The following is a 20020-nucleotide window of genomic DNA, read 5'->3' on the forward strand; positions in this document are numbered from 1 at the left end:
TTTAACAGGTTATTTGAGAAGGAGTTCGTCCCGTGTGAGGCCGGTCAGCCGTCCGAGCCGTTTGATCAGGCGCGTCATGATGAAGACGAGGGCGACCAGGATGGGCACCCCGATGATCAGGAAGCCCCACCAGGTGATGCTGCCGATGGCCACGTTGTAGGCCACCTGCTGTTCCGCCTCAGGCTGGCGCATGACGGAGGACATGAAGGAGAGGCTCAGGAAGAAGTTGCCGATGGAGGAGGCAACCAGCGTGCCCGCCAGAATCCAGGACGAGTTTGCCAGCAGGCGCTGGTAGGTCTGTTCCTCGCCGTTGGCGGCCACCGCCTGTTCTATCCTGCGCACGTCAAACAGCTTCGGCGTGTAAATGAACATGTTGAGAAGGGGGAGCCGGTGGAGCGGGAGACGACGACCGCCGCCGCCAGGATGAGGGGAATCAGGGCCTCCTTTCCGGCAAACAGCCAGGGAGTGGCGCTGTGGATGCGCCCCTCCGGCCCGATGACGAAGATGCTGATGACGCCCGTCAGCAGCACGCCGGCCATGCCTACGCCGGACATCAGGTCAAATTTCCTGGTGACGACCAGGGAACGGATTCCATAGACCAGGGGAAGGGAAAGGGCGAAAACGAGCGCCCATACCGGGCCGATGTGCCAGAAGCTTTCCCCGCCGGACGTTCCAGGGGATTGGCGGGGCCCGCGCTGCAGTAGTCCAGAATCAATACCGGGAGCAGGATGTTGATGAAAATTCCCAGCAGGGAGGAACGTGAGTTGTTTTGCGTTTTATCCATGAATTCGGAGGCAGGTACTTGTATCATACGCAGATGCGTCCCCGCAAGTTGCAACCCCGTGTGTGAATGTAAAGACCAGAAGCGGGGGGAGGCGGTTTTTTCCTCCGCAGGCGGCCCCGCGGAAATCGTGGCATCTAACGGCATCTTCCGTTCTTTTGGCTGGACACAGGTGTGAATAATGTTCAGCTTCTCCCGTGACTCTGACAGATCATTTTTCCCCCATGACTCAAACATCTTCTTTTTCGACGCTTGGCATTTCGCCGGAGATTCTGGAAGCCATTGAAGTGCTCGGCTTCGATACTCCTTCCGCCATTCAGGAGCAGGCGATTCCCGCTGCGATCGGAGGGTCCGATATCGTGGGGCTGTCCCATACGGGTTCCGGAAAGACGCTTGCCTTTGCCATTCCGGCCCTGGAGTGCATTGATCCCGAGGAGCGGAATGTCCAGGTGCTGGCCCTTTGCCCCACGCGGGAACTGGCCGTCCAGATTTGCCGGGAGGTGGACAAGCTGGCCCTGTTCATGGACGGCGTTTCCGCCGTTCCCATTTATGGCGGTTCCTCCTTCCGCCCGCAATTGGACGCCCTGCGGCGCGGGGTCCAGTTCGTGGTGGGAACGCCCGGCCGCGTCATGGACCTGATGGAGTCCGGTGCGCTGAAGCTGGACAATCTCCGCATGCTGATTCTGGATGAAGCGGACGAGATGCTGGACATGGGCTTTCTGGAAGATATTGAACGTATTGCGGAGTTCATGCCGGAAACGAAGCAGACCCTGTTTTTCTCCGCCACCATGTCTCCGGAAATCAACCGGCTGGTGAACCGGTTCATGAAGGACCCCGTCCAGATCACCATTGAGCGGCCCACGCTGACGGTGCCCACCATTGAACAGTCTTATTATGAGGTGGTATTTTCTTCCCGGATTGAGGTGCTCAGCCGCTTGCTGGACACGGGGAAGATCAAGATGGGCCTGGTTTTTGCCAATACCAAGAAAGTGGTGGACGACATCGTGGACGGCCTGACGGCCCGGGGTTATCCCGTGGACCGTCTCCACGGGGACATGCCCCAGATCATGCGGGAGCGCGTGATGGATTCCTTCCGCAAGGGGAGCCTGCGTCTGCTGGTGGCTACGGATATTGCCGCCCGCGGCCTGGATGTGGACGATGTGGATGCCGTGGTGAATTTTGAACTGCCGCGTGATCCGGAGGATTACGTGCACCGCATCGGCCGCACGGCGCGCGCCGGGCGCAAGGGGAAGGCCATCACTTTTATGGGGCGCCGTGATTTTTCCCTGATGAGCCGCATTGAACGCTTCATCGGCGTCAAGCTGACTCCGGAACCCGTGCTGACCGCCGTTCAGGTGGACCAGCTCCGGACGGAATCCCTGGTGGATGATATTCTGGAACGCCTCAAGCCGGATGCCGTTCTGCCGGAGGAATTGAAGGAAGTGGAAGCCGCTCCGGAAGCCATGGCCGCCGCCCTGTTTGATTTGCTCCGGGAGCGCACGCACCGGGAAGTACAGCCCATTCCGGAGGACAAGCCCGCCCGCAGGACGCGCCATGTATCCCAGCCCGGAGAAGAGGCGGAGAGCCCGCAAAAGGGAGATTCCTGGCAGCACAAGGGGGATACGGTCACGCTGTTCATGAACGGCGGCAAGATGATCGGCCTGCGGCCCAAGGACATCGCCGGATTGTTTTACAATACGGTGGAAATGGAGAAGGGCGCCGTGGGCGATATCCGGATTTTCCCCAAGCATTCCCTGATTGAGGTGGACGCTTCCGTAGCTCCCCAGCTCCTGGACGCCCTGGCTACGGCCACCGTCTGCGGGTATGAGGTCAACGTCCGCGAGGACAAGGGCACGCCGGAATATTCCGACGGGCCGCGTCCACCCCGCCGCAGCGGAGGTTTCCGCGGCGGCTACCGCGGAGACCGGGACCGGAGCGACCGCGGCGGATTCAGGGGAAACCGCGGAGGCTTCCGCAGTGACCGTGGTGAACGCTGGGGCGACCGCCCCCGCAGGGACGACAGGAAGAAGCGGTTCTGACGCTTCCGCGGTTCCGGACACGTTACTTGCGTCCTTCCGGAAACGGTTTTTTCCACGGGAGCGGCTGCTTTACTGGAGTTTCAGTTCCATGGGCACGGGGTCCGGATTCAGGAGGATGCCTTTCCGGTAGGCGGTCCCCGCCTCCTCGGCGCCGTTTTTGTACTGCTTCCACAGCCTATGCAGCGTATCCCGGTTGCCTGGGATGCGCAGGAAATCGGTGTGGGCCTTGTTGGCGTGTTTGCTCCATGGAGCCATGCCCCTGGCGGATTTCAGCATTTCCAGTCCGGCAGACAGTTCCTTTTTTTAAATGGCGCCCTGCCATGCAGATTTGGAAGATCTGCCGTTCCGGCACGCCGTATGCCTCCGGATTCCAGGCGCCCCCCTGTAAACGATGAACAGGTCCTTATTCTCTTTTTCGGCTTGTGCGGCGGCTTTTTCCAGGTCAGCCATTCACACGTCCAGCCCGCAGAGCGTACCGGAGGGAAGCAGAAGGGCGGATGCAATCAATAGAGTATGGGGCAGTTTCATAGTTTTTTCACTATAGGCCTGATACAGCAATCATCAATTCCCTTTCCGTTTAATTATCTTGAGAGATGGGAGAATTCATGTAAGATTGCGCTCTGTTTTAACGTTTCCCCTAGAGTCTATTTTCATCTGAATCATGAAGCTGGTATCTTTCCTATCCGTTCTTCTGACTGCCCTGGTTCCGTGCATGAGCGCTTCCGGGCAGGCTGCGAAGCCCGCCGCCCGGGCCGTCAAGAATTCAAAACCCAATGTTATTTTTATTCTGGTAGACGATATGGGCTGGGGCAATCTGGATTCCAACTGGAGCCAGCAGAAGCTGAACGGGCGGACGGTGGACAGGAAGAACGAGTTCAAGACCCCGGCTTTGTCCGCGCTGGCCCGGGAGGGAATTCAACTGCGCCGGCATTATTCCGCCGCTCCGGTCTGCGCTCCGGCGCGCGCCTCCCTGCTGCTGGGGGTGCACCAGGGGAATTCCCGCGTGGTGAGGAACAACCGCTTTGACCATCCCATTGAAGATTCCCATACGCTGGGCACCGTGATGCGTGACGCCGGTTATGATACCGCCGCCATCGGCAAGTGGGGCGTGGGCGGCGGCGGCGAAAGCCATGGTCCGGTGACGGGCGGTCCCCACCAGCGCGGCTTCAATTATTTTTACGGCATCCTGGACCATCTGGCCGGGCATTTCCATTATCCTTCCGAGTCCCGCGACATTTTCGAGTACAACGGTTACGCCTCCAATCCCGAATGGAAGAATATCAAGGACAAGGTTCCCCAGACCGCCTATTCCACGGATTTGTTTGCCGCCCGCGCCAAGCAATGGATTGTGGACCAGCGCAAGTCCGCCCGCAAGACCGGCAAGCCGTTTTTCCTGTACCTGGCTTTTCCGGCCCCTCACGGCAACCTGGTGGTTCCCGGAACGCCCTATCCTTCCGGCGGCGGTTTGAAAGGCGGCCTGCAGTGGGTGAAGAAGAACGGCACGGAATCCGTAAATACGGCTTTTGACGCCAAGGCGGAAAAAGACAAGGACACGTACATTTATCCGGACAATGCCCGCTTCCCGAATGAGGTGGCCAAACGGCATTCCACGATGATCCGCCGCGTGGATGATGCCGTGGCGGATTTGATTCATCTGCTGAAGGATTTGAAGATCGACAACGATACGATGATTGTCTTTACCTCCGACAATGGCCCCCACAATGAAGGCGGCGCCGACCCCAAGCACAGGCATGGGGCGCAGAATCCGCAGTTTTTCAAGAGTTACGGCATGATGGACGGCATCAAGCGCGACTGCTGGGAAGGCGGAATGCGCGTTCCCACGCTGGTACGCTGGCCCGCCCGCATTCCCAAGGGCCAGATCAGCCTCCAGCCCGGACAGTTCCATGACTGGCTGGCTACGCTGGCGGATGCCGCCGGAGTGCCGGTTCCCGCCCGCAGCGACGGCGTTTCCCTGCTGCCGACGCTGACAGGCCATGCGGACCAGCAGAAGCCCGGCATTATTTATTCCGAATATAACGTCGGCGGCAAGACGCCCGGCTACAAGGATTTCCTGGGCGAACACAAGGGAGCGGAACGGGGCCAGCAGCAGATCGTCTTTGTGGACGGCCTGAAAGGCCTGCGCATGGGGGTGAAGGACGCGGACAAGGATTTCATGATTTTCGATACCCTGAATGATCCGCAGGAAAGCAAGGACCTTGCTTCCTCCAAGCCGGAGCTTCAGGCCCGCATGAAGGCCGCTGCCCTGTCCAATCGGCGTGCCTCCCTTCCTTCCAAGACGGTGTTTGATACGGCGCTGGTCCCGGCAGTGGAGACAAAAGGGGCTGCCTCCCCCGGCTTGAAGTGGTCCCTCTATGAAGGAGAGTTCCCCTGGGTTCCGGATTTCCGCCAGCTCAAGAAGCAGGCTGCCGCGCATGGCGTGGCCCCGTCTCCGTCCGTCAAGATGAACGGGCCCCGGAAGCGCGGGGTGGAATTGACGGGGTACGTGAAGGTGCCCGCTGACGGGGAGTATACTTTTTATCTGTCCACGGATGCGAATAAGGGAAGCAAGGCTTTTGTCCGCCTGCACGGCATGGAATTGATTGATGCGGACAAGACTTACGAACCGGGCTCCGAAGTTTCCTCCGATTTGGGCGACCGGAAGAATCCCGTTTATTTAAAGGCCGGGTTGCATCCCATCCGCATCGGCTATGTGGGCAATGCCGGTCCCGCCTCCAAGCTGGTCTTGAAGTGGCAAGGCCCCGGCTTGTCCAAGCAGGAGATTCCCGCGTCCGCGTTCAGCCATGACGGCGGGGCCGAATAAGAACCTCCGATGAGCGACCTTTACGAGTACCAGGCGATTGACGGTTCCTCCAAGGGACCCGTCTCTCTGGTGCTTCTGATTCAGGCTCGCAACCATGGGCGGCTGTCCAACCGTACCCTGGTGAGGAAGCTTCCCGACGGGGGCTGGCAGCCGCTGTCTTCCTTCATTCCCTCCATGACCGTCATGGATGCCGATATGGAGGAATCAGCCATGCCGGAGCTCGAAACCGGGGAGAGCCCGCCATTCCCGCCTGGACGCGGAAGAAGTATTGGACGCGCATCATTAAGGGATGGTGCAGTTTTGAAGGACGCGCCGGAAAACAGGAGATGCGCGAGGTTTATTCCACCATGGGCATCGCGTGGCTGGTCGTGGCAGGGGTTCCGTCCATCATGAAAAGCGGTTTTTTTTCCGTGTCCCCCCTGTTGGAGCTGCTTTTTCCCCTGGCTTACGTGGTGCTTCCCGTGTTGTTTCTCCCCCTGGCGGCTACGATGGTGCGGCGCCTGCATGATGTGGGGAAAAGCGGCCTTTTCCTGATATGGCTGGCCGTGCCCGTAGTGGGCTGGCTGCTGTTGATGTATTTGTGTTATGGGGAGAGCCTGCCGGGAGAGAACAAGTACGGTGATCCGCCCTGGAGTTGAAGAATGAAGCCGGAAGCTGGACGCATTGAAGGAGAACAGGCCGGGATGGAACGTCCGGTTAAGGGAATTTCTGCATGATTGCAGCATTGAAAATGAACAGTTTTTTTGTTATACTGGTTGTGCTGGTTCAAAGCGCTGCCCATGGCTTCTCCCAGATGGAATTCACCATTGGCCTTTTTGATGGCGGCAGGAACAGAGTGGTTCCGGTAACCGTTTATCAGCCGGAGAAGGAAAGCTCCGAGACAAAGGTAATCATTTTCAATCATGGCTATGACGGAAACAGGAACGTCAAATCCAGCCAGGCATATTCCTATTTGAACCGTTTTCTTGCAGGAAAGGGGTATTATGTAATCAGCATACAGCATGAATTGCCCCAGGATCCGCTTCTGGCAATGGAAGGGAATTTGATGGAGGCCCGCATGCCGAATTGGGAAAGGGGAGTGGAAAATATCCTGTTTGCCATTCAGGAGTTCAGGAAGCTGAAACCGGGATTGGATTGGGGAAAGCTTATTCTCATAGGGCACTCAAACGGAGGGGACATGGTCATGCTTTTTGCGGCCAGGCATCCCCTTTTGGTCGATAAGGCCATTTCCCTGGATCACCGCAGGATGAAGATGCCGAGAATCCGGAAACCGCGGCTGTATACCTTGAGGGGATGTGATTATGAGGCGGACGAGGGAGTGCTGCCCGGTATAAAGGAGCAGGAGGAGTTTCATATGAGGGTGGTGAAGCTGGAGGGAGTTACGCATAGCGGCATGGGAGGGGGCGGAACGGAGAAACAGCACGAGCTGGTCAATCGGTTTGTACTTGAGTTTATCAAGTGAGGTCCGGGTTGCCCGTTGGTGGCGCGATGCCCAGGGAAGAGATTTTCCTCGAAGGAGCGGTCTTGTTCTGTGGAAATAGAAAGGGCCGTCCCCAATGAATGGAACAGCCCCTTCTAGGTTAAAAGTTATATTTGGCGTTACGCTTCCACGGCTTTGGAGAATTCCTCCACCGTGTCACAGGTGCAGACCAGGTTCCGGTCCCCGTAGACGTTGTCCACCCGGCCCACGTACGGCCAGAATTTATGGATGCGCAGGCCGGATACCGGATAGGCCGCCTCACTGCGGGAGTAGGGGTGCCGCCATTCGTCGGCGGAGACCATTTCCGCGGTATGGGGGGAGTTTTTCAGGACGTTGTCTTCCTTGTCCGCCGTGCCGTTGATGACGGCCGTGATCTCCGCATGAATGTGTTCCATGGCTTCGATGAAGCGGTCCAGTTCCTCCTTGGGTTCCGATTCCGTGGGTTCCACCATCAGGGTTCCCGGAACAGGGAAGGACATGGTGGGGCCGTGGAAGCCGTAGTCCATGAGCCGCTTGGCGATGTCATCCACGGTGAGGCCGGCGTCATGGGTGAGCTGGCGCGGATCCAGGATGCATTCATGGGCCACCAGCCCCTTGTTTCCGGAGTAGAGGACCGGGAAGAGGGGGCCGAGTTTTTTAGCGATGTAGTTGGCGTTCAGGATAGCCATTTCCGTGACTTCCTTGAGGCCTTCCGGTCCCATCATGGACAGGTACATCCAGCAGATGGCGGCAATGGAGGCGCTTCCCCATGCTGCGGAGGCCACAGCTCCTTCCTCATGGCCCAGCGTGAGGTGGCCGGGCAGGAAGGGAACGAGGTGTTCCGCCACGCCGATGGGCCCGATGCCGGGACCGCCGCCGCCGTGCGGCATCGCGAAGGTTTTATGCAGGTTCAGGTGGCAGACGTCCGCGCCGATGCAGCCGGGGCAGGTCAGCCCCACCTGGGCGTTCATGTTGGCGCCGTCCATGTACACCTGGCCGCCGTTGGCGTGGACGATGTCGCAGAGTTCCCTGATGGTCTGTTCATACACCCCGTGCGTGGAGGGGTAGGTGACCATGATGCAGGAGAGGTTGTCCCGGTGGGTTTCCGCCTGGGCTTTCAGGTCCTCCATGTCGATGTTGCCGCCTTCGTCACATTTGACGGGCACCACCTTGAGGCCCGCCATGGCGGAGGAAGCGGGGTTCGTTCCATGGGCGGAGGTCGGGATGAGGCAGACGTCGCGGTGGCCTTCCCCGGCGTGCTTCTGGTAGCGGCGGATGGCCAGCAGGCCGGCGTATTCCCCCGCCGCGCCCGCGTTGGGTTGGAGGGAGACGGCGGCAAAGCCCGTGATTTTCGCCAGGCGGTCGGACAGGACGGAGAGCATTTCCCGGATGCCTTCCGACTGGTCCGCCGGAACAAAGGGATGCAGGGAGCTGGTTTCCGGCCACGTGATGGGGATCATCTCGGAAGCGGCGTTCAGCTTCATCGTGCAGGAGCCCAGAGGGATCATGGCTTCGTTCAGGGCCAGGTCCCGTGATTCCAGACGGCGGATGTAGCGCATCATTTCCGTTTCGGAATGGTAGGAGTTGAAGGCCGTTTCCGTGCAGAAGGGCGTCTGGCGCGTATGGACTGGGGCCCAGGCGGGAGTCTCGCAGCAGCAGGGGGCGGAGGTTTCCGCGCCCGCAAGGGCGGAGGCCAGCGCCGCTACGTCTGCGCAGGTAGCGGTTTCATCCAGGGAAATGGTGACGTGGCCGGCATCCACCTTGCGGATGTTGTAACCCGCTTCCAGGGCTTTCCGGACCATGGCGTCCGCCTGGCCGGGGACGGTCAGCAGCAGGGTATCAAAGAAGTCCTTGTTTTCAATGGTGATGCCGGCGTTCGTGAGCGCCTTGTACAGGCTTTTGGTTTTCCGGTGGATTTCCGTGCCGATGCGCTTGAGGCCTTCCTTCCCGTGGTATACGGCGTAGAAAGCGGCCAGCACGGCCAGAAGCACCTGGGCGGTGCAGATGTTGGAGGTGGCCTTGTCGCGGCGGATGTGCTGTTCCCGCGTTTGCAGGGCCAGGCGGTAGGCCGGGCGGCCCTGGGTGTCTATGGACATGCCGATGAGGCGGCCGGGCATGCGGCGCTTCAGGGCGTCCGTGCAGGACATGTAGGCGGCGTGGGGGCCGCCGAAGCCCATCGGAACGCCGAAACGCTGCGTGTTGCCAATGCAGATGTCAGCCCCGAAGGCGCCGGGTTCCCGGATGACGGTGAGGGCCATCAGGTCCGCCGCCACGACGCAGAGCGCGCCCGTGGCATGCACGCGGGAGAAGAAGTCCGTGTAGTCGCAGATGCGGCCGAGCGTGTCCGGATACTGGACGAGCGCCCCGGCTGAGATCCGCGCCGACGGAGGCGGGGTCAAAGGAGGTCCAGTCCCCCACCAGGATGTTGACGCCCTGGAAGGCGGCGCGGGTGCGGATGACGCTGATGGTCTGGGGGTGGCAGGTGTCCGCCACAAAGAAGGTGTTTGCCTTGGGGCGCGCGTTCCGGCACATGGTGACGGCTTCCGCGGCGGCGGTGCCTTCATCCAGCAGGGAGGCGTTCGCCACCGGCAGGCCCGTCAGGGAGGAGACCATGGTCTGGAAGTTCATGAGCATTTCCAGGCGTCCCTGGGCGATTTCCGGCTGATAGGGCGTGTAGGCCGTATACCAGCCGGGATTTTCCAGTACGTTGCGCAGGATGACGGAGGGCGTGATGGTGCCGTAGTAGCCCTGGCCGATGAAGGTTTTCAGAAGCTTGTTTTTCCGGAGGATGGAACGGAGTTCCTCCAGGGCTTCCGTTTCCGATTTGGCTGCGGGCAGGTCCAGGGGATCCTGCATCCGGATGTCTGCGGGAACGATGTCCGCAATGAGTTCATCAAGAGTTTGGTAGCCGAGGCTGTCAAGCATCTCCCGGCGTTCTTCCCCCTGGGGGCCGATGTGCCGTCTGGCAAAGTCTGAGTGGGTATTCATGTGGTATCTGGCAGGTAATGGAGCCCGGCCGCGGGGGCCGGGTTAAATTCAAAATGCCCCGGGATGGAATCACCGGGGCGGGGGAGGGAGGAACGGGTCAGGAACAGTATTCCTCGTAGTCCGTGGCGTTCATCATGTCTTCCGTTTCCGTGGGAACGTCCAGGCGGATTTTGTACAGCCAGCCTGCTCCGTAGGGATCGGAGTTGATGAGGGAGGGATCATTGGAAAGTTCTTCATTCACTTCCAGGATTTCACCGGAAACCGGGGTGTACACGTCACTGGCGGCCTTGACGGATTCCACGACGGCGACGGGGTCGCCGGCGGCAACGGTGGCGCCTACTTCGGGAAGGTCTACAAAGACTACATCGGAGAGTTCGGCCTGTGCATGGTCTGAGATGCCGATGGTGCCGATGTCCCCGTCAATTTCAATCCATTCGTGATCCTTGGAATACAGCAGATTTTCTGGTACGTCGTGCATAAGATGTAATTGTTTGAGGTGAGAGTGTAGTAAAATGCAGTGTTTGTCAGTTTATTTTTGCGCCGTAGTGTCAACCTTTCTTATAAAAGGGTTTTTTAACTACCACGGCAGGGAATTTCCTTCCCCTTACGTCAATTTCCAGCTCGGTGCCGACCTTGGCATGGGCGACAGGCAGGTAGGCCAGGGCAATGCCCTTCATCAGTGAAGGAGAGAGCACGCCGCTGGTAAGTTCTCCGATGGCTTCTCCTCCGGGAACGTGAACGGCATAGTGGGCGCGGGGAGGAGCTCCCTTGCCGGTGTATTCAATAGCCACCAGGCGCTGGGTGAGGCCGTTGGCTTTCTGTTCACGAAGAATGTCGGCGCCGGTGAAGTCCGTATCCAGCGCGCAGAAGAAGCCGAGCCCGGCTTCCAGAGGCGTTTTGTCCGGAGCGAGGTCGGAACCGTTCAGAGGATAGCACATTTCCAGGCGCAGGCTGTCGCGCGCGCCCAGGCCGCAGGGCTTGGCGCCTGCGTCAAGGAAGGCTTCAAACCATTTGACGCCTTCCCGGGCCGGACAGAAGAATTCAAAGCCGTCTTCCCCGGTATAGCCGGTGCGGCAGACGAGGAGGTCCGTTCCGTCCACCGTGATGCGGGAGATGCCGTTGCGGGGGAGCTCCACGCCGGGAATGACGCGGGCGAAGATTTCTCCGCATTTGGGGCCCTGGACGGCCAGGCCCACATATTCGTCGGAATGGTTTTCCAGGACCACGTCCGCGGGCTTGTGGGCGGAGAGCCACGCGAAGTCTTCGTCAATCTTGGAGGCGTTCACCACCACGAAGAAGGTTTCCGGCTCCATCCGGTACAGGATGAGGTCATCAATGACTCCGGCCCGGTCATTGAGCATGATGGAGTATTGCCCCTGGCCGATGTCCAGTTTATTGATGTCATTGGTCAGCATGGAGTTCAGCCATGCAGCCGCTGCGGCGCCGGCCACCGTGAACTGGCCCATGTGGGAGATGTCAAAGATGCCGCAGGCTTCGCGCACGGCTTTGTGTTCGTCCAGGATGCCGGTGTACTGCACCGGCATGTTCCAGCCGGCGAAGGGAACCATTCTGGCTCCCAGTTCAACGTGCTTGGCTGCCAAAGGGGTGGATTTGACGTCGGGATCAGTCATGAGGCGATGTGAAGGTTATGAGCAATCTGCTCTCTGCATCAGGAAAAGTCAATGGAATTCCGGTAAAGCTTTGGGCTAAACATTGAAGCGGAATTCGACCACGTCTCCGTCCTTGACGACATATTCCTTTCCTTCAATGCGCAGCTTGCCGTGCTCCCGCGCTCCGGCCTTGCCGCCGCAGGATACCAGGTCGTCGTAATGCACCACTTCCGCAGCGATGAAGCCGCGTTCAAAATCCGTGTGGATGACGCCCGCCGCCTGGGGGGCCTTGGCCCCGGCCGGGATGGTCCAGGCCCGCGTTTCCTTGACTCCTGTGGTGAGGTAGGTGCGCAGGCCCAGAAGGTGGTACACGGCGCGGATGAGGTCGGAAACGCCGGAATCCTGCACGCCCAGGGATTCCAGGAATTCGCGGGCTTCTTCATCCGAAACGTCGATGAGTTCTTCTTCAATCCGGGCGGAGATGACAATGGCCTCCGCGTTGTGGTGTTCCGCCACGTATTTTTTCACCTGGGAGACGTAGGGGTGCGCGTCCGGATTGTTGATGGCGTCCGCCAGTTCGTCTTCATTGACGTTGCAGGCAAAGATGCTTTTTTTGTCCGAAAGGAGCTGGAAGGAATGGAGCAGCTTGCGTTCGTCGTCATCCAGTTGCGATTCAAAGGTGAGGGCCGGATTGCCCTCATTCAGGTGGGGCAGCAGCTTGGTGATGAGGGCCACCTCCGCCTTGGCTTCCTTGTCTCCGCTGCGGGCCTTGCGCTCCCGGGAGGAAAGCCTTTTGTCCATGGTGGCGATGTCCGCCAGAATGAGCTCCGAATTGATGATTTCAATGTCGCGCAGGGGGTCCACGGAACCAAGCTCGTGGATGATGTCGTCATTGTCAAAGCAGCGCACCACCTGCACGATGGCGTCCACTTCACGGATATTCGCCAGGAACTGGTTGCCCAGTCCGGCTCCTTCCGAGGCGCCCTTGACCAGGCCGGCAATGTCCACGAATTCAATGAGCGTGGGGATGATTTTTTCAGAGCCGGACATGTCGGAAAGCACTTGCAGGCGGGAGTCCGGCACCGTGACCATGCCCACGTTCGGATCAATGGTGCAGAAGGGATAATTGGCCGCCTGGGCCTTGCGGGTTCTGGTGACCGCGTTGAAGAGGGTGGACTTGCCGACGTTGGGGAGACCTACAATACCTGCCTGTAACATAGGCAGGACTGATAGCGGCTCACGCCGTGAAAGTCAAATACCAATTGCCGCCGTGCATTTATGCGGCGTCACCCAGGGCCCATTTGAGCAGGTTTTCAGATTCCGCCCAGATGCGGGACGGATGGCAGCCGAGAACGACGACGATGACATGGCGGCCGTTGAAGCCGGCGGAGGAAACCAGGCAGCGGCCGGCGGCGTTCGTGTAGCCGGTTTTCATGCCGGTGACCCACGGGTGCTGGGTGAGCAGCTTGTTGGTGTTTCTCAGCAGAAGCGTCTTGCCGTTGGCGCGGGTGAAGGCGTACTGGCGTTTGCAGATGATGTTGCGCAGTTCCGGATTGCGGTAGACGTAATAGGCGCAGCGGGCCATGTCAATAGCGGTGGAGTACTGGTCCGCGGGGAGACCGTTGGGGTTGACGAAGCGGGAGTTGTACATGCCCATCTGGCGCGCCTTGGCGTTCATCAACTGGGCGAAACGGGGAACGGACCCCGCCGTGTCGCGGGCCAGGGCCACGGCTACGTCATTGAAGCTGCGGATCATCAGGGCATTGAGCAGTTCCCGGCGGGAATAGACTTCTCCGGCGCGGAAGCCCAGCTTGGTGGGATCCGCCTTGGTGTCGGAAGGCTGGATAACCACCTTCCTGTCCAGGCTGCCGTGTTCAAGGACGACCATGGCCGTCACGAGTTTCTGCGTGCTGGCTACTTGGCGGTGCTGGAGTCCGTTGTGGGAGAAAAGCACTTTTCCGGTGAGGGCGTCCATGACGCAGGCGCTGGCACAGCGGGGCGTGCGGGGGGCGCTCGGCGGAATGGCTACCGGACGCGTGGGAAAGTTGGCGGGGCGGGGAAGGGCGTTGGCTACCGGCTGGGAAAGCTGCGGGGGAACGGGCGTTGCCAGGGGGATGTAATCACTTGAATCCCCATACGATTGGCAGCTCGTGGAGCTCAGGCAAAGGGTGAATCCTGCGAGAAGGGCGAACAAACGCATGTCTTGTTGCTACAGTAAGAAGTTTCATTCATCAAGCCCAAACTCCGCATTTGAAAGGGAGTTGGACAAAAAAAGGCCGCGGGTTGTTTGATCCGCGGCCTTTTCTCTCTATTAACTACCTATGGAACCAAAAACCACCCTGGACGGATTTTGAGTTACTTTTCCCACCCGTCGGATAGATCTTGTGAAGGGTGAGACTTTATCCCGCAAAAAGATGTTCAAAATATGTCCGTAAACGGTTATTTTTTTAAGAAATATTTCTGCATGTTTTTATGTTTGCATTAATATAAACACGTTATGGGGTTTTGGCCCTGCATGTACTGTCTGTTGCAGGCATGAGAGTTCTTCCGCAGGCCTTGAAGCGCGAGGGATCTTCCCTTGTTGACATATTTAATTTCTGGAATAATAACTGTTAGGAGGTAGCTTGACGGCTGTTTTAGATGTTTGAGGGTATTTGTTTTGCATCATGAGAAGAAAGTTTTTTTTGCCGGAAGCAGCCCGGAAGCAAAGAAAAAAGTCATTGCGGAGCATAGACGATTATGGTTCCTTACCATAAATTTGAATCATCATGAAAGTTTCCGTCCTGTTTTTGTCACTGGTAGCCTCCTGCATGGCCTGCGCCGAAGTTCTTCCGTTCAAGACGCCCTCTTTTGATACCAAGAGATGCGCTGACAGCGCCAAGTCCTCCGTGTCCATGGAGCAGAAGGAAACGTGCGTTGAAGTGAAGCTGCTGGACGGGGAGAACAGCATGGAGGCAATGATTCCCTTCCGGGACAAGAACGATTACAGTAACCTGGCCGTTTTTGAAAAGGCATTTGCCAAGGAGAATATTTCAAAGAAGCTTGATATTTTGAAGAAGGTGGAACCGAGGCTGGTCAAGACCATTATCCGGGGCAAGGAGGTGAAATGCCCGGTGGTGCCGCTCGTTTCTCCGATCAAGGGAGAGGACGGCTTGATGCTGGCGCTTTTCCTGGCGTCCTATGAAAAGATAGATTTCAAGGCCCAGCAGGAAGGCCGCTTTCAGAAGAAAAGAAACCCGGACGACATCAAGTTTGTATATGGAGTGATTTTTGAAGTTTCCGATCCCGTGTCCAAGAAGAAGCTGGCCGCCCCAGTCAAGTGGGAGCAGGCGGAGACGATTTCCGCCTGGATTGATGCCGTGCGCAAGGAGGTTAAGCAGTAGGAGCTTTTTCTGTTCCTTTAACCGGGCTGACGCGGGCTGCCGCCGTCCGGGGGCGCCCTGCCTGCTGTTGAGACATTTCCGGAAAGGGAGGAGAACTGTTTAGTGTCCCTTGTGGTTGATGGAAAAGTATCCGCCTGCATCCGGCGTGATTTGCCCTGCAATTTGCATTCTGGACAGAAGCGGCGTAATGGCGCATGCCGGTTTCCCCAGTGAGGCGCAGAGGGTGTCAATGGTATTGAAGCCCATCCTGACGGCATGGAGGATTTCCTTTTCCTCCGCAGTGGGAGGCAGCGGAGGTGCAGCGGCGGAAAGGGAGGATGGGGAAAAAGGGGCAGACCCTGTTCCGGGGCGGTCCATTTCATGTCATGCAGGATGTCGGAGGCTCCGGCGGCCAGCGTGGCTCCGTCCCGGATGAGGGCGTGGCAGCCGTCGGAGGAATGCCGGTCAACCGGGCCGGGAATGCAGAAGACCTCCCGTCCCTGTTCCCCTGCCGTCCGCGCCGTGATCAGGGCTCCGCTGCGTCCGGAGGCTTCCACCACCAGCGTCGCGCGGCTCCAGCCGCTCACGATGCGGTTGCGCATGGGAAAGGTGGTGCGGGAGGGGGGCAGCTCCATCGGGAATTCGGAGACTACCGCTCCATGGCCGTCCGCAATGCGCTGCGCCAGGTTTCTGTTTTCCCATGGATACAGCTTGCTGAGGCCCGCTCCGATGACGGCGACGGTGCGTCCCCCGCATCCAGGGCTCCCGTATGGGCCTCCGTATCCACGCCGCGCGCCAGTCCGGAAATGACGGTTACCCCGGCCTCCGCCAGGTCATGAGAGACGGTTCTGGCGCATAGCCTGCCGTAGTGGGTGGCCATGCGTGAACCGACGACGGCGATGGAGCGTTCGGAATCCCCCGCGGTCCAGGATCCCCAGGAATAAAGGACGATGGGCGCGTCCGTCAGCTCGCGCAGGGCGGCGGGATAGGAGGCGTCAAAGACCGTGGTGACCGTGGCCCCCGCCTTATCCGCCAGTTCCAGCTCCCGGTACGGATTGACGATGCTCCGCCAGGATGAGATGTGGCGAGCCAGCTGTGCCCCGATGCCGGGAATATCCATCAGCATGGAGGCCGGAGCTTCCAGAACCAGTTCCGGAGAGGCGAATACCTGCATGAGGCGCATGACCCTGACAGGGCCCAGCCCCGGTATCAGGTTCAGGGTTATGGCGGCTTCCCGGGGCGTCATGAATAAGGGGTCAGTTCCTGGTAAACGTCCAGATGGGCCTGAATCATATCCTCCATCTTGTAAGGGGAGGGTATGTGACGGGGCAGGGGAGGGGGCTGGGCGTACCAGCGGGAAAGCAGGGCAGCCATGGAGGAAGCGTCCCCCACGGCGATGTTTCCTTCCGGCAGGAAGGCGTCCAGTTGTTCCTTGACTCCGCCGTGGGCGTACCCGGCAACGGGTCTGCCCAGGGCGAGCGCCTCAAGGGTTGATTTGCCGAAGGCCTCCGGGCTTTTGGTCAGGGAAAGAGTGACGGAACAAGTGGAAATGATGTCCCGCAGGTCCTGGCGGTGGCCGGTCCAGGTGAAGGCGTGGGAGACGCCGGCCCGCTCAATTTCCCGGAGGACTTCGTTTTTATATTCTTCCTTTCCCTTTTTGGTCTCTCCCACGATGACGGCGTGGGCCGGAATTCCCCGTTCCAGAAGCTGTCTTACAATGGGAATCAGGTCCAGCTGCCCTTTCAGGCGCGTGATGCGGCCTGGCAGGCACAGGGTGAATTTTCCCTTGAGCTCGGGATAGGACATATGCCAGCCCGTGAGCCATTCCCGGGAAGGGGAGTAGTCCGGGTGGTGCTGGTCTGGGGAAATGGCATTGGGAATGATTCTGATATGGTCCTCGGGAGTGGACGGATAATGGGTGAGGATGTAGTCCCGGATGCAGTTGGAAACGGCAATCACCCCTTCCCCCGGCTCATGATGGCGGAGTACCGGTTGACGGAGTAGAAGCCGTGCACGCTGGTGACGAGGCCGGGTCTGTCTTCCGGCGGCAGTTTTTTCCATGCCAGGTAGCCTACCCAGGCGGGAACGCGGGAATGAAGATGCAGGATGTCCGGCCTGACGGCCTGGAGCAAGGCGCGGAGGGCGCCGATGCGGAAGAAGGTGGCGAGGCTTTTTTTGCCGATCGGCATCAGGATGTGGCGGGAGCCTTCCTTTTCCAGCCGGGGAACCAGGCGTCCGCCGCCGGAGACGACGATGTTTTCCACGCCCCGGGCGGAAAGGCCGCTGCCCAGTTCCATGACGACTTGTTCCACGCCTCCGGATTCCATGGAGGGGACGAGATGTACTATTTTCATAAGGCGTGGAGTTGGGGAAAGAATCTGGTGAGGATGTAGTCTGCGGCGCGGTCCGCCTCCAGAAGGGGGGCTCCGGGCGCTGCCAGGCGGAAGCCCTGCTTTTTCCAGTCCCGGTATCCGGTGACCAAGCCTTCCTTTTCCAGCATTTCCAGGCCGGACAGGATGCGGGATTTACGGTTGCCGTGGCGGCGGGGGACAGCCAGGACGCCTACGGGCGCGCCCGCGCCCAGCGCTTCATATACCATGGAGACGCTGTCCTGGCTGACCCAGGTGGCGGAGGCGTGCGCCAGATGCCGCGCTACCCACCCCGGCTGCGTTTCCTCCACTGGAACGACGGTGATCTCCGGAACGGCCGTCTGGATTTTCTCTGCAAAGCCCGTCGGCGTCCGGCGCGAGGTGGTCAGCACGATGTTGCCGGGGGTGTTGATGCTGATGTCCGAGAGCTGGTTGAGCATGGCTTCGTCATCCCAGTCAAAATCCTTGCTGGGACCTCCGATGAGGATCAGGGTGATGTCCTTCGGGATGGAGGGATCAGGCCTCATGGGGTGAAGCGCTCCATGGGTGGGAAAGATGCCCGTATCCGTATAGTCGCGCCCGGGGCGCAAGTCATGGCGGGGAATGAGGCAGAGGTCAAAAAAGGTGCAGGGAAGCGTGGGCTTCATGCAGAGGACAGCCCGGGTCTTGAAATGATGGCGGGCGCAGATGAGCGGGATGTGCGTGGCGTGTCCGGCGGAGATGAACAGGTCCGGCTGCGGCGTGTCGCTGCCGGAGACGACCTTCCGGATTTTCCCCAGAAGGGAAAGTCCCTGCAGGTCCACCGTTTCCACGGCCCCCCCTGCTTTGGCAATCAGAGCCTGCGCCAGTCCCAGGGACTGGTTGAGATGGCCCTGTTTCCCATCGCTCAGAATCCGGATGTTCATATAGGTCTATTATGAAGCGGCGGCAGGGTGCAGGCAATCCAATTTCCACCGGATTGAAGAAATTCTTGGTGGAAGGGGCGCTCTTGTCCATGATGCGGGCGTGCTGACGCCGGATCCCGCTGTTATTAAAGATTCCCTGTGCGCCGTGTCCCGGCAGCTTGGGTTTTCCGGCTGCCGGGTGGCCCGTGCGGGAAGGAGCCCGCATGCGGAAAAATTGTTCCAATGGCTGGAACGGGGCTGGCACGCCGGGATGGAATGGATGGCGCGTTCTCCGGAGCGGAGGGCGGACCCTGCGGAGGTGCTTTCCGGCTGCCGTTCCGTCATCTGCCTGTCCTATGACTATGACAGCCCCGCCATGCGTCCGGAGGGGGAGGGAAGCATCTGCCTTTACGCCCACGGAAGGGACTACCACGGAATTCTGGAAGAGAAGCTGGCGGATTTGCAGGAACTGCTTTCCATTTACGGTGGCGAGCAAAAGGGATATGTGGACGCCGGACCCGTCATGGAACGGGACCACGCGGAAGCGTGCGGCCTGGGATGGCGCGGAAGAAGCGGCCTGATTGTTCGCAGGAAGGGAGGCTCGCGCTTTTTCATCGCCACCCTGCTGACCACGCTGGAGCTGGAGCCGGACACTCCGGTCTCCCACGGGTGCGGAAGCTGCCGGCGCTGTGCGGACCTGTGCCCGACGGGCGCAATCATGGAAAACGGCCAGGTGGATGCCGGACGCTGCCTTTCCTACTGGACGATTGAACACCGGGGATCCATTCCGGAGGAAATACGCCCCCTGGTAGGGACACGGCTGTACGGGTGCGACACCTGCGTGACGGTCTGCCCCTGGAACGGGAAGCCCCTGCCGGAGGCGGATGAGCGGTTCCGCATGTCCCGCCTGCTGGCCTCCATTCCGCTGCGCGATCTGCTTGCCCTGGATGCCGGCGGCTTTGCGGACCTGTTCCGGAATTCCCCCTGAAAAGAATCAAGAGGGAGGGGCTGCTGCGCAACGGCTGCATTGTGCTGGGGAATGCGGGAACTCCGGATGACATTGATTTTCTGAAGGCGCTTTCCGGGGAGTCCCCCTCGTGGCGGAGCATGCTTCCTGGGCGGTGGAACGCATCCTGCGCCGCCACGGGCGGCATGCATGTTCAAGCGGCGCAAGAGATTAAAAATAGAAAAAATGACGTTTTGCTCTTGTCAAAACCTCAATTTATGGTATCCATCTTGCCCCAAGCAATAGCTCTGCGCGAGGCAGAGAAAAATAACAGCTAGCAAATCCAATCCATTATGGCACGCCTTTTCGGTACAGAAATACCCAACGAGAAGCGCATCGAGGCTTCCCTTCCGTATATTTACGGAATCGGGCACTCGACTTCTAAGAGAATCCTGGAACAAGCAGGCATCAATCCCGACATCCGTACGGGACAGCTTACCGACGAACAACTCACGAAGATTGTTCAAGTGATCACCACTGACGGAATCCTGATTGAAGGTGACCTTCGTCGTGAAAAGCAATCCATTCTCAAGCGTCTGACCTCCATCAACTGCTATCGCGGTCAGCGCCACCGCCGCGGCCTTCCGGTCCGTGGCCAGCGTACCCGCACGAATGCCCGCACCCGTAAAGGCAAGAAGAAGACCGTTGGCGCGCAGGCCAAGAAGAAGTAATCCGGCAACCTGAATTTTACTATATAGCTT

General features: G+C 59.3%; 19 protein-coding genes and 2 pseudogenes. 7 read left to right on the plus strand and 14 right to left on the minus strand.

The window, feature by feature from the left end; genetic code table 11:
• Positions 1 to 9: 9 nt before the first annotated feature.
• From PVA48_RS08455 to PVA48_RS08465, 3 genes are read right to left on the minus strand one after another with little or no spacing between them, the layout of a single operon-like run.
• On the minus strand, positions 10 to 372 hold the full coding sequence (locus tag PVA48_RS08455; RefSeq protein WP_423231588.1) for a hypothetical protein: 363 nt from the start codon (positions 370 to 372) through the stop codon (positions 10 to 12).
• Complete coding sequence (locus tag PVA48_RS08460) at positions 330 to 554, minus strand: hypothetical protein (protein ID WP_423231589.1); 225 nt, start codon at positions 552 to 554, stop codon at positions 330 to 332. The genes PVA48_RS08455 and PVA48_RS08460 overlap by 43 nt, the downstream gene beginning before the upstream one ends.
• Entirely contained in the window at positions 554 to 784 is a 231-nt protein-coding gene (locus PVA48_RS08465; RefSeq protein ID WP_423231590.1) for a hypothetical protein, read from the minus strand. The genes PVA48_RS08460 and PVA48_RS08465 overlap by 1 nt, the downstream gene beginning before the upstream one ends.
• A gap of 221 nt (positions 785 to 1005) precedes the next feature.
• Here PVA48_RS08465 and PVA48_RS08470 point away from each other — a divergent pair, with 221 nt between their 5' ends.
• Positions 1006 to 2820 carry a DEAD/DEAH box helicase gene (locus PVA48_RS08470; protein WP_102722656.1) on the plus strand — a complete coding sequence of 605 codons (1815 nt, stop codon included), beginning with the start codon at positions 1006 to 1008 and terminating at the stop codon, positions 2818 to 2820.
• 69 nt (positions 2821 to 2889) lie between these two features.
• Here PVA48_RS08470 and PVA48_RS08475 read toward each other — a convergent pair whose 3' ends face one another.
• Positions 2890 to 3096, minus strand: a complete 207-nt coding sequence (locus PVA48_RS08475) for a hypothetical protein (RefSeq protein ID WP_102722657.1) — start codon at positions 3094 to 3096, stop codon at positions 2890 to 2892.
• Positions 3097 to 3481: 385 nt separating this feature from the next.
• Between PVA48_RS08475 and PVA48_RS08480 the strand changes: the two genes are divergently transcribed.
• Positions 3482 to 5641: a sulfatase-like hydrolase/transferase gene (locus PVA48_RS08480; protein ID WP_423231591.1), complete on the plus strand. Its 2160-nt coding sequence runs from the start codon at positions 3482 to 3484 to the stop codon at positions 5639 to 5641.
• Positions 5642 to 5721: 80 nt separating this feature from the next.
• Here PVA48_RS08480 and PVA48_RS08485 read toward each other — a convergent pair whose 3' ends face one another.
• Positions 5722 to 5853, minus strand: a complete 132-nt coding sequence (locus PVA48_RS08485; RefSeq protein ID WP_423231592.1) for a hypothetical protein — start codon at positions 5851 to 5853, stop codon at positions 5722 to 5724.
• Positions 5854 to 5922: 69 nt separating this feature from the next.
• Between PVA48_RS08485 and PVA48_RS08490 the strand changes: the two genes are divergently transcribed.
• Positions 5923 to 6279: a DUF805 domain-containing protein gene (locus tag PVA48_RS08490; protein WP_423232509.1), complete on the plus strand. Its 357-nt coding sequence runs from the start codon at positions 5923 to 5925 to the stop codon at positions 6277 to 6279.
• Positions 6280 to 6371: 92 nt separating this feature from the next.
• Positions 6372 to 7103 carry an alpha/beta hydrolase gene (locus PVA48_RS08495; RefSeq protein ID WP_102728720.1) on the plus strand — a complete coding sequence of 244 codons (732 nt, stop codon included), beginning with the start codon at positions 6372 to 6374 and terminating at the stop codon, positions 7101 to 7103.
• 137 nt (positions 7104 to 7240) lie between these two features.
• Here the strand turns inward: PVA48_RS08495 and gcvP are convergent.
• The 5 genes and pseudogenes from gcvP to PVA48_RS08520 form a co-directional block, all read right to left on the minus strand.
• Positions 7241 to 10088: pseudogene (gene gcvP / locus PVA48_RS08500) on the minus strand (aminomethyl-transferring glycine dehydrogenase).
• Between the two features lie 97 nt (positions 10089 to 10185).
• Positions 10186 to 10566, minus strand: a complete 381-nt coding sequence (gcvH, locus tag PVA48_RS08505) for a glycine cleavage system protein GcvH (protein WP_012419500.1) — start codon at positions 10564 to 10566, stop codon at positions 10186 to 10188.
• A gap of 70 nt (positions 10567 to 10636) precedes the next feature.
• A complete protein-coding gene (gene gcvT / locus PVA48_RS08510) occupies positions 10637 to 11719 on the minus strand; it encodes a glycine cleavage system aminomethyltransferase GcvT (RefSeq protein WP_423231593.1) in 1083 nt (360 codons plus the stop codon).
• Positions 11720 to 11794: 75 nt separating this feature from the next.
• Complete coding sequence (ychF, locus tag PVA48_RS08515) at positions 11795 to 12916, minus strand: redox-regulated ATPase YchF (protein WP_022396500.1); 1122 nt, start codon at positions 12914 to 12916, stop codon at positions 11795 to 11797.
• Between the two features lie 58 nt (positions 12917 to 12974).
• Complete coding sequence (locus tag PVA48_RS08520) at positions 12975 to 13898, minus strand: D-alanyl-D-alanine carboxypeptidase family protein (protein WP_022396501.1); 924 nt, start codon at positions 13896 to 13898, stop codon at positions 12975 to 12977.
• A 568-nt stretch (positions 13899 to 14466) separates the two neighbouring features.
• Here PVA48_RS08520 and PVA48_RS08525 point away from each other — a divergent pair.
• Positions 14467 to 15081: a hypothetical protein gene (locus tag PVA48_RS08525; RefSeq protein ID WP_022396502.1), complete on the plus strand. Its 615-nt coding sequence runs from the start codon at positions 14467 to 14469 to the stop codon at positions 15079 to 15081.
• Positions 15082 to 15098: 17 nt separating this feature from the next.
• Here PVA48_RS08525 and dprA read toward each other — a convergent pair.
• The 4 genes and pseudogenes from dprA to PVA48_RS08545 form a co-directional block, all read right to left on the minus strand.
• A pseudogene (gene dprA, locus PVA48_RS08530) lies at positions 15099 to 16306 on the minus strand (DNA-processing protein DprA).
• Positions 16303 to 17019, minus strand: a complete 717-nt coding sequence (locus PVA48_RS08535) for a glycosyltransferase (RefSeq protein WP_423231594.1) — start codon at positions 17017 to 17019, stop codon at positions 16303 to 16305. Before PVA48_RS08535 ends, dprA begins: the two are co-directional and overlap by 4 nt.
• Complete coding sequence (locus PVA48_RS08540) at positions 17016 to 17414, minus strand: glycosyltransferase (RefSeq protein ID WP_423231595.1); 399 nt, start codon at positions 17412 to 17414, stop codon at positions 17016 to 17018. Before PVA48_RS08540 ends, PVA48_RS08535 begins: the two co-directional genes overlap by 4 nt.
• A complete protein-coding gene (locus PVA48_RS08545) occupies positions 17411 to 18334 on the minus strand; it encodes a mitochondrial fission ELM1 family protein (RefSeq protein ID WP_022396506.1) in 924 nt (307 codons plus the stop codon). The genes PVA48_RS08540 and PVA48_RS08545 overlap by 4 nt, the downstream gene beginning before the upstream one ends.
• A 100-nt stretch (positions 18335 to 18434) precedes the next feature.
• On the opposite strand from PVA48_RS08545, the gene queG reads away from it, so the two are divergent.
• Together queG and rpsM are read left to right on the plus strand one after the other, a co-directional pair.
• Positions 18435 to 19301 carry a tRNA epoxyqueuosine(34) reductase QueG gene (gene queG / locus PVA48_RS08550; RefSeq protein ID WP_423231596.1) on the plus strand — a complete coding sequence of 289 codons (867 nt, stop codon included), beginning with the start codon at positions 18435 to 18437 and terminating at the stop codon, positions 19299 to 19301.
• A 311-nt stretch (positions 19302 to 19612) separates the two neighbouring features.
• Positions 19613 to 19990 carry a 30S ribosomal protein S13 gene (gene rpsM / locus PVA48_RS08555; RefSeq protein WP_022396508.1) on the plus strand — a complete coding sequence of 126 codons (378 nt, stop codon included), beginning with the start codon at positions 19613 to 19615 and terminating at the stop codon, positions 19988 to 19990.
• Positions 19991 to 20020: the final 30 nt, after the last annotated feature.

It is taken from the genome of Akkermansia sp. JRP_AM1 (genome assembly GCF_049262625.1).
In the GTDB taxonomy this organism is placed as follows: Bacteria; Verrucomicrobiota; Verrucomicrobiia; order Verrucomicrobiales; family Akkermansiaceae; genus Akkermansia; species Akkermansia massiliensis.

What these genes read in the sequence shown, in the direction of transcription:
- PVA48_RS08465 (WP_423231590.1), bottom strand. Translation starts at nt 784, where the DNA reads ATGGATAAAACGCAAAACAACTCACGTTCCTCCCTGCTGGGAATTTTC.
- PVA48_RS08525 (WP_022396502.1), top strand. Translation starts at nt 14,467, where the DNA reads ATGAAAGTTTCCGTCCTGTTTTTGTCACTGGTAGCCTCCTGCATGGCC.
- gcvH (WP_012419500.1), bottom strand. Translation starts at nt 10,566, where the DNA reads ATGCACGACGTACCAGAAAATCTGCTGTATTCCAAGGATCACGAATGG.
- PVA48_RS08520 (WP_022396501.1), bottom strand. Translation starts at nt 13,898, where the DNA reads ATGCGTTTGTTCGCCCTTCTCGCAGGATTCACCCTTTGCCTGAGCTCC.
- PVA48_RS08475 (WP_102722657.1), bottom strand. Translation starts at nt 3,096, where the DNA reads ATGCTGAAATCCGCCAGGGGCATGGCTCCATGGAGCAAACACGCCAAC.
- PVA48_RS08495 (WP_102728720.1), top strand. Translation starts at nt 6,372, where the DNA reads ATGAACAGTTTTTTTGTTATACTGGTTGTGCTGGTTCAAAGCGCTGCC.
- ychF (WP_022396500.1), bottom strand. Translation starts at nt 12,916, where the DNA reads ATGTTACAGGCAGGTATTGTAGGTCTCCCCAACGTCGGCAAGTCCACC.
- PVA48_RS08480 (WP_423231591.1), top strand. Translation starts at nt 3,482, where the DNA reads ATGAAGCTGGTATCTTTCCTATCCGTTCTTCTGACTGCCCTGGTTCCG.
- PVA48_RS08455 (WP_423231588.1), bottom strand. Translation starts at nt 372, where the DNA reads ATGTTCATTTACACGCCGAAGCTGTTTGACGTGCGCAGGATAGAACAG.
- PVA48_RS08470 (WP_102722656.1), top strand. Translation starts at nt 1,006, where the DNA reads ATGACTCAAACATCTTCTTTTTCGACGCTTGGCATTTCGCCGGAGATT.
- PVA48_RS08460 (WP_423231589.1), bottom strand. Translation starts at nt 554, where the DNA reads ATGTCCGGCGTAGGCATGGCCGGCGTGCTGCTGACGGGCGTCATCAGC.
- PVA48_RS08540 (WP_423231595.1), bottom strand. Translation starts at nt 17,414, where the DNA reads ATGAAAATAGTACATCTCGTCCCCTCCATGGAATCCGGAGGCGTGGAA.
- PVA48_RS08545 (WP_022396506.1), bottom strand. Translation starts at nt 18,334, where the DNA reads ATGAACATCCGGATTCTGAGCGATGGGAAACAGGGCCATCTCAACCAG.
- PVA48_RS08485 (WP_423231592.1), bottom strand. Translation starts at nt 5,853, where the DNA reads ATGGCTGATTCCTCCATATCGGCATCCATGACGGTCATGGAGGGAATG.
- gcvT (WP_423231593.1), bottom strand. Translation starts at nt 11,719, where the DNA reads ATGACTGATCCCGACGTCAAATCCACCCCTTTGGCAGCCAAGCACGTT.
- rpsM (WP_022396508.1), top strand. Translation starts at nt 19,613, where the DNA reads ATGGCACGCCTTTTCGGTACAGAAATACCCAACGAGAAGCGCATCGAG.